The 6,487-nt window shown below is 62.9% G+C and carries 6 protein-coding genes; 3 read left to right on the top strand and 3 right to left on the bottom strand.

The features are described 5' to 3' along the window. The first annotated feature begins 88 nt into the window (after nt 1-88). Nucleotides 89-745 (top strand): hypothetical protein, encoded by a 657-nt coding sequence (locus EEB11_RS06950; protein WP_167852675.1) that lies wholly within the window; start codon nt 89-91, stop codon nt 743-745. A 32-nt stretch (nt 746-777) separates the two neighbouring features. Here the strand turns inward: EEB11_RS06950 and ychF are convergent, their stop codons facing one another. Next, nucleotides 778-1,875, bottom strand: coding sequence for a redox-regulated ATPase YchF (ychF, locus tag EEB11_RS06945; protein ID WP_135429683.1), 1,098 nt, complete (start codon nt 1,873-1,875; stop codon nt 778-780). Nucleotides 1,876-2,014: 139 nt separating this feature from the next. Between ychF and trpA the strand changes: the two genes are divergently transcribed. Next, complete coding sequence (trpA, locus tag EEB11_RS06940) at nt 2,015-2,806, top strand: tryptophan synthase subunit alpha (protein ID WP_135429682.1); 792 nt, start codon at nt 2,015-2,017, stop codon at nt 2,804-2,806. Between the two features lie 215 nt (nt 2,807-3,021). Here the strand turns inward: trpA and argC are convergent, their stop codons facing one another. Beyond that, a complete protein-coding gene (gene argC / locus EEB11_RS06935) occupies nt 3,022-3,939 on the bottom strand; it encodes an N-acetyl-gamma-glutamyl-phosphate reductase (protein ID WP_135429681.1) in 918 nt (305 codons plus the stop codon). Nucleotides 3,940-4,073: 134 nt separating this feature from the next. On the opposite strand from argC, the gene EEB11_RS06930 reads away from it, so the two are divergent. Then, complete coding sequence (locus EEB11_RS06930; protein ID WP_135429714.1) at nt 4,074-5,237, top strand: alpha-hydroxy acid oxidase; 1,164 nt, start codon at nt 4,074-4,076, stop codon at nt 5,235-5,237. Here the strand turns inward: EEB11_RS06930 and EEB11_RS06925 are convergent, their stop codons facing one another. Then, entirely contained in the window at nt 5,238-6,377 is a 1,140-nt protein-coding gene (locus EEB11_RS06925) for an MFS transporter (RefSeq protein ID WP_135429680.1), read from the bottom strand. It lies immediately after the preceding gene. Nucleotides 6,378-6,487 lie beyond the last annotated feature (110 nt).

The raw sequence follows: 6,487 nt of genomic DNA, 5'->3' as shown, positions 1-6,487 counted from the left end.
TTCTACTTATGCAGCCCCTTAATTTCGGGGGGGATTACCCCAAGATCGCTATTCAGGTGATATAGGTGACTTTGTAAAGCTCGGCCTGTTGCGCGCACTGTCGCCCGGAAAGCAACTCGGAGTGGCATGGTATCGTTTTCCTGATGAAGATCACAATAAAGACGGTCGCCACTTTTCTTACCTTGAACAGCCGCACCGGTTTGCATCACTTGAACCGGAACTCTTTCATCACCTCCGGGCAGTGGTAAAGGACGTCCGCTCGATTGCGTCACTGCTTCCGGTACTGCAAAGCTCAAGTTCTTCGGACGAAAGTCTTGACACCAGCGCTGTTCCTAACCGTCTGCGGCGCAATTGGCGCAGCGAGTGGTTTTCACGGGTTCTGATAAAGCTCTCTGCCTGTAATCTCGTCTTTGCCGACCCTGACTATGGTATTGTGGATGACAGTGACGCACGAAAAGGTAGTGCGAGATTTGGCAAGCAGATGCCACTGGAAGAGGTCAGAGCATTGGCGCAGGGTCGATGCGCTGTGATTTACCACCACAATACACGCCGACGCGGCGGTCACGATGCAGAAGTCGATCACTGGCTGCAACAGATCGGTTTGCCCGGGCTTGCAGTCCGGGCGTCAGCCTGCAGCCCACGGACCTTCTTTGTGCTAAACCCCGGCTCCGAAACCGCGCAGCGGGTCGGTGCGTTCTGTGACCGATGGCACAACCTGCGGGTTCGCTTGCACACAGCGGGGTGAAGCACGCCAAGGAAACTTCTTAAACGTTGCCCTTAACCGCTGAACAAAAAGTGCAGCACGTCGCCGTCTTTGACCTCGTAGGTCTTGCCTTCCACCCGGAACTTGCCGGCCTCTTTCGCGCCTGGCTCGCCCTTGCCGGCGATGTAGTCGGCATAGGCAATGGTTTCGGCCCGGATGAAGCCTTTCTCGAAATCGCCATGGATCACGCCTGCCGCCTGCGGGGCCAACGTGCCTTTCAGGATGGTCCAGGCGCGGGCCTCTTTCGGCCCCACGGTGAAATAGGTCTGCAATTCCAGCAATTCGTAGCCTGCGCGGATCAGCCGGTCCAAGCCCGCCTCGGCCAGCCCCATTTCTTCCAGGAACATTGCCGCCTCATCCTCGGGCAGCTGGCTGATCTCTTCCTCGATCCGGGCGGAAATCACCACTGTGCCCGCGCCTTGGGCCTTGGCCATCTCGGCCACGCGGGCCGACTGGCTGTTGCCAGAGGCCGCCGAGGCCTCCTCGACGTTGCAGACATAAAGCACCGGCTTTGAGGTCAGCAGCTGCAGCAGCCGCCAGGCGCGCAGGTCATCGTCCGCCACCGCAATGGTGCGGGCCGGTTTGCCCTCTTCCAGCACCTTCTGCGCCATGGCAAGCAACCGGTCCTGATCGGCACTTTCCTTGTCGCCGCCCTTCATCTTGCGGGCAAGGTTGGCGCGCCGCCGTTCGATGCTTTCCAGATCGGCCAGCATCAGCTCGGTTTCGATGGTCTCGGCATCGGCCACTGGGTCGATGCGCCCTTCGACATGGGTGATGTCGCCATCTTCAAAACAGCGCAGCACATGGGCAATCGCATCGCATTCGCGGATATTGGCGAGGAACTGGTTGCCCAACCCCTCACCCTTCGAGGCACCGCGCACGAGGCCCGCGATATCGACAAAGGTCATCCGGGTGGGGATGATCTGCTTTGACCCGGCAATCGCGGCCAGCTTGTCCAGCCGGTCATCGGGCACCGCCACCTCGCCCACATTCGGCTCGATCGTGCAGAACGGAAAGTTCGCGGCCTGCGCCGCCGCCGTCCGGGTCAGCGCGTTGAACAGGGTCGATTTGCCGACATTCGGCAGACCCACGATACCCATCTTGAAACCCATGATATTCTCCATCCGGCGGTTGACAGGCTCTTATGCGCGATGGGCCGCAGGATCAATCCCGGTGCCCGCCTTGCGCCCCATTGATTTTCTGCGTCCGCCCGTGCAAACCGCTAAAGAACATAAGGGATGGGGCCAGAACATGACCAGAATCGACGATACCTTCGCACGCCTGCGCTCGCAGGGGAAAAAAGGCTTCGTCGCCTATATCATGGCGGGTGATCCTGATGTGGACACCTCGCTGGCTGTGATGAAGGGTTTGCCGGGGGCAGGGGTCGATATCATCGAGCTTGGCATGCCCTTTACCGACCCGATGGCCGATGGCCCCACCATCCAGCTGGCGGGTCAGCGCGCGCTGGACCACCACATGAAGATGGATCAGGTGCTGGATATGGTGCGCGACTTCCGCGCAGCTGATGCGGTGACGCCCATCGTGCTGATGGGCTATTACAACCCGATCTATGCGCGGGGGGTGGACCGTTTTCTGGCTGATGCGGTGGCCACTGGCATCGACGGGCTGATCGTGGTCGACCTGCCGCCCGAGGAGGATTCCGAGCTTTGCATTCCTGCCCAAGCTGCCGGGCTGAATTTCATCCGGTTGGCGACGCCGACGACCGACGCCAAACGCCTGCCCGCCGTGCTGAAAAACACCTCCGGTTTCGTGTATTACGTCTCGGTCACCGGCATCACCGGGGCCGCCGCCGCACAGGCGGCGGATGTGGGGCCAGAGGTGGCGCGGATCAAACAATCGACCGATCTGCCGGTGATCGTCGGTTTCGGCATCAACACGCCAGAGGCGGCACAGGCGATTGCTGGCGTGGCTGATGGCTGCGTGGTGGGGTCGGCGATTGTGAAGGATATCGGCGCGGGGAAATCTGTGGCCGAGGTGCTGGCGAATGTCGCGGCGCTGGCGGGGGGGGCGCACGCGGCATAGGGAGCACGCTTCAGAATGCTGTTTGCAGCGGGTACGCCGCAGATCTGTCGGAATATCCGGATCGATCATCTGGCAGCACTTCGCGGTGGCACGATGCGAGAGGCGATATCATTGTCGCGCGCGATCAGGTCATCCTAACTGGCCGGAACCTGACGCTGACCGAAATTCCGCAGGGCCATTGCGGATCATCTCGGGCATAGAGGGCAGCCCGCGCGTTACAGCCCGGCCCCTTCGTCCATCCCCAGCATCAGGTTCAGGTTCTGCACGGCAGCCCCCGAGGCCCCTTTGCCAAGGTTGTCCAGCGTGGCCAGCAGCACCACACGGTCATCCTCTAGCCCGGCATGGACCGACAGTTCCATCACATTGGTCCCGTTCAGCCGCTCGGGGTTGACGCGTGGCAGCAGGCTGGTGCCGTCGACCACTTTCACGAAGGCCCCGCCTTCATAATGCGCGGCAAGCGCCGCCTGCAGATCCGCCGCCGTCTGGCCGGGTGCCAGATGCAGCGGCACCTGCACGATCATCCCCTGATGATAATTCCCGACTGCCGGAATGAAGATCGGCCGCCGCGTCAGGCCGGTATGGGCCATCATCTCGGGCACATGCTTGTGCTTGTGCTCCAGCCCGTAGACGAAATGCGCCCCGGCTGTGCCTGCGTCGAACTCGGCGATCATTGCCTTGCCGCCGCCCGAATAGCCCGAGACCGCGTTGATCGTCAGCGCTGCATCCGGTGCGATCAGCCCCGCCGCGACCAAAGGTGCCAGCAAGGCAATCGCCCCGGTCGAGAAACAGCCGGGGTTTGACACCCGTGCGGCGGAAGCCATCCGCGCCCGGTTGGCGGCGGACAGTTCGGGAAAGCCGTAAGCCCAGTCCGGGTCTACCCGATACGCTGTGCTGGCGTCGATGATCCGGGTGGGCAGCCCGTCGCAAAGCGCCACCGCCTCTATCGCCGCCGCATCCGGCAGGCACAAGATTGCAACCTCGGCGGCGGCAAACGCCTCACGCCGTGCCTGTGGGTCTTTGCGCCGGGCAGGGTCGACCTGCACCAGCGTAATATCACCGCGCGCCAGCAGCCGGTCACGGATCTGCAACCCGGTGGTGCCCGCTTCGCCGTCAATGAATACCGATGCTGTCATGGTGGTCTCCTGTTTGCGCCGAGTGCTAGCGCATCGCGCGCCAGGGGGAAACAACCTTTGACACGCTTGCCTTTGCAATTGCGCGGAACGGCGTCAATTGGTAATGCGGATTGACCACATCAGAGGGGCGGATGATGCCAGTGATTACCTGTATCGACGATCTCAAGCGCATGCACAAACGCCGCACGCCGAAGATGTTCTACGATTACGCGGAATCGGGCAGCTATACCGAGCAGACCTTCCGCGAAAATACCTCGGATTTCTCCCTGCTCAAGCTGCGCCAGAAGGTGGCGGTGGACATGCTGGGCCGCAACGTGGCCAGCACCATGGCAGGGTTTCCGGTGACCATGCCGGTGGCGCTGGCGCCCGTTGGCCTGACCGGGATGCAGGCGGCGGATGGCGAGATCAAATCGGCGCGCGCGGCGGCAAAGTTCGGGGTGCCTTTCACGCTGTCCACCATGTCGATCTGTTCCATCGAGGATGTGGCGGCCAATAGCCCCGATCCGTTCTGGTTTCAGCTCTATGTCATGCAGGACGAGGATTTCGTTGACCGCATCATCCAGCGGGCCAAAGATGCCAAATGTTCGGCGCTTGTGCTGACGCTGGATCTGCAGATCCTTGGCCAGCGGCACAAGGATCTGAAAAACGGCCTGTCTGCGCCGCCGAAACTGACGCTGCCTGTGCTTCTGGACCTTGCCACCAAATGGGGGTGGGGTTTGGAAATGCTGGGCACCAAGCGCCGTCAGTTCGGCAATATCGTCGGCCATGTCAAAGGCGTGGGCGATACATCCAGCCTGATGAGCTGGATTTCCGACCAGTTCGACCCGCAACTGGACTGGACCAAGATCGCCCGCATCCGCGACCAATGGGGCGGCAAGTTCATCATCAAGGGCATTCTGGATGAGGATGACGCCCGCAAGGCTGCCGATTTCGGGGCCGATGCGATCATCGTGTCCAACCATGGCGGGCGGCAGCTGGATGGGGCGGTCAGTTCCATCCGCATGCTGCCGCGGATTGTCGATGCCGTGGGGGATCGGGTGGAGGTCTGGATGGATTCCGGCATCCGCTCGGGTCAGGATGTGCTGAAAGCCTTGGCGATGGGGGCCAAGGGCACGATGATCGGGCGCAGCTATATCTATGGGCTGGGCGCGATGGGAGAGGCAGGCGTCACAAAGGCGCTGGAGGTGATCCGCAAAGAGCTGGACACCACCATGGCGCTGTGTGGTGAGCGTGACGTGCATGACCTTGGCCGCCACAACCTGCTGATCCCCAAGGAGTTTTCGGACGGTTGGGAATAATCAGCGCTGTTGCCGCGCCATCAGCGGCGACAGGATCAGCACCATGACCAACAATCCGGCGGCGAACACAAAGGCCATGCGCAGGCCGAAACTGCCTGCGATGAACCCCAGCATCGGCGGGCCGAAGAAGTAGCCGAAGTAGCCAAACAGCGTGGCGCGAGCGACCGCGCGCGCACGCGCCTCGGGCCGCGCCAGCCTGCCGACCAGTGAGAACGCAGTGGGCGCGATGACCGACGCGCCAAGGCCCATCACGATGAACCCGGCATAGGCCATCATGGGCGTTTGCGCCGCCGCCGCGCCCAAGGCACCGATGGACGCGATCACCGCCCCCCCGGTCAGCAGCCGGTAGGGGTTGAGCCGTGATACAAGCCCTTGCCCCGCCAGCCGCGCAAACCCCATGGTCAGCGCAAGCGCCGCCGGCCCCAGCGCGCCCTGCTCCGGGCTGCCGCCCAGTGTCTGTTCAATGTGCAGGGCCGACCACGCCTCGGCCGCATTTTCGGTCATGAAGGCGATCAGCACCACGCCGCCGCCGATCACCGGCAGCCAGCCCAAGGCGGCGGCCCCCGGCCCCTTTGGCCTGCGCAGCCCGTCGATCTGGCCGTCACGCTCCCATGTCGTCAGGGCCAGTCCGCCCGCCACCAGCGCCATGGTGCCCAGCACCCAAGCCGGGCTCCATTCGGCACCGCGCATCACCCCGGTGCCGATGGCCGCCCCGGCATAGCCAAAGCTGTAGGCGGCGTGGCACAGGTTCATCAGGTGGATCTTGCGGGTGTTTTCCAGCTCGGCCACGCGGGCGTTCATCAGCACATCGGTCAGGCCGGTGCCCGCGCCGCAGACCATCATGAACAGGGGAAACAGCACAAGGCCGGCACTTTGCCCCGGCAACGCGATGCCAAGGCCCATGACCACCGCTGCCAAGGGCAATGCCATTCGCCCCATCGTGGCACCAAAAGCCGGGGCCAGCAGCATGGCCGTAACAGCCGCCAGCGGGGTGAACAACAACAGCAAGCCAAGCTGCGTTTCGTCCACTGCCAGCATGGTCTTTATATCCGGCAGGGCGGCCGCAAATGTGCCCCAGACCACCCCCATGGCGGCGAAAGCCGCAATCGGCGCGCGCGCGACGGTCACGAGATGGATCATGGGGGAACTCCGCTATCTGTCCGCCGCGTTTAGCAGGCTCGCTTCTGGCGCACCATCCTGCGGGCGACCGCGCGGGGTTTGGTGGCGACACGCCGGGTGGGGGCGGCGAT

This window comes from Pseudotabrizicola sediminis (assembly GCF_004745575.1).
GTDB classification, from domain to species: Bacteria; Pseudomonadota; Alphaproteobacteria; order Rhodobacterales; family Rhodobacteraceae; genus Pseudotabrizicola; species Pseudotabrizicola sediminis.
The sequence above is the reverse complement of the archived record's forward strand: the minus strand, read 5'-3'. Positions and strand labels throughout refer to the sequence as shown.